This is a genomic window from Kitasatospora sp. NPDC114501 (genome assembly GCF_055633695.1).
In genome coordinates, this window is the sequence record NZ_JBVKDS010000009.1 from 374,661 (window position 1) to 376,044 (window position 1,384).

1 pseudogene is annotated in these 1,384 nt (G+C 69.7%); it reads left to right on the forward strand.

Annotated features, from left to right (window positions below):
- Positions 1 to 269: 269 nt before the first annotated feature.
- Positions 270 to 1,289, forward strand: a pseudogene (locus tag ACZ7RU_RS19580) (permease); the annotation flags it as partial.
- Positions 1,290 to 1,384 lie beyond the last annotated feature (95 nt).

The following is a 1,384-nucleotide window of genomic DNA, read 5'->3' on the forward strand; positions in this document are numbered from 1 at the left end:
CCTTTTTCCTTGCTCTCTTCCCGGCAGAGTCCCGCCGCGACCCCTTCCCCCCTGTCCCGACGAGAACCGTACCCCCTCTCTCCCCCCACCCCACGGCCGGCCGCCTGCGGGGGAGTCCGCCGGTCCTGACGGCAGCGCAGAAGGCCATCCGACGCGGCTCCGCCCGGACGACCCGCCGGCGCGCCCCGGCTCCTGGTACCCCTTCCGGGTATACGGTGACCCGCGCTCATCGGAGCCCCGCGACGGCCCCGTAGGGAAGGCGGACCACCATGCACGCGATCCTGCACGCGCTGTCCATCGCCGGATCGATGACCTGGGAGATCACCTGGGCGCTGATCCTCGGCTTCCTGCTCTCCGCCGTCGTCCAGGCCGTGGTCCGCAAGTCCACCGTGGTCCGGCTGCTCGGCGACGACCGCCCGCGCACCCTCGCCCTCGCCGCCGGCCTCGGCGCGGCCTCCTCCTCCTGCTCGTACGCGGCCGTCGCGCTGGCCCGCTCACTGTTCCGCAAGGGCGCGAACTTCACCGCGGCGATGGCCTTCGAGATCGCCTCGACCAACCTGGTGGTCGAACTCGGCGTCATCCTCGCCCTGTTGCTGGGTTGGCAGTTCACCGCGGCGGAGTTCGTCGGAGGGCCGGTGATGATCCTGCTGCTCGCCGTGCTCTTTCGGCTGCTGCTGCGCGAGCCGCTGCTGCGGGAGGCCCGTTCACAGGCGGAACACGGCCGGGCGGGCTCGATGGAGGGGCATGCGGCGATGGACATGTCGGTGGCGGGCGAGGGCTCCTTCGCCGGCAGGTTGCTCTCCGGGCGGGGGCTGACGTCGGTCTCGCACGTCTTCGTGATGGAGTGGGCGGCGATCCTCAAGGACCTGGTACTCGGTCTGCTCATCGCCGGGGCGATCGGCGCCTGGGTGCCCGACTCCTTCTGGCAGACCTTCTTCTTCGCCGACCACCCCCTCGCCGGGAAACTGTGGGGACCACTGGTCGGCCCGCTGGTGGCGATCGCGTCCTTCGTCTGCTCGATCGGCAACGTGCCGCTGGCCGTGGTGCTGTGGAAGGGCGGCATCAGCTTCGGCGGGGTGGTCGCGTTCGTCTTCGCCGACCTGCTGATCCTGCCGATCCTGAACATCTACCGGAAGTACTACGGCCGCCGGATGGCCCTGTTCCTGCTCGGCACCTTCTACACGGCGATGGTGGTGGCCGGGTACGCCGTGGAGTTCCTCTTCGGCGTGCTGGGGCTGGTGCCGGACGAGCGCGAGGCGGAGATCCCGATGTCGGGCGTGGAGTGGAACTAGGACTTGTCCGGTCGATCAGGTGTGGAGCCAGATGACGAGGGCTGCTGCGGTGACGGTGCCGAGGTAGACGTAGCCGCGTTTGTCGTATCTGG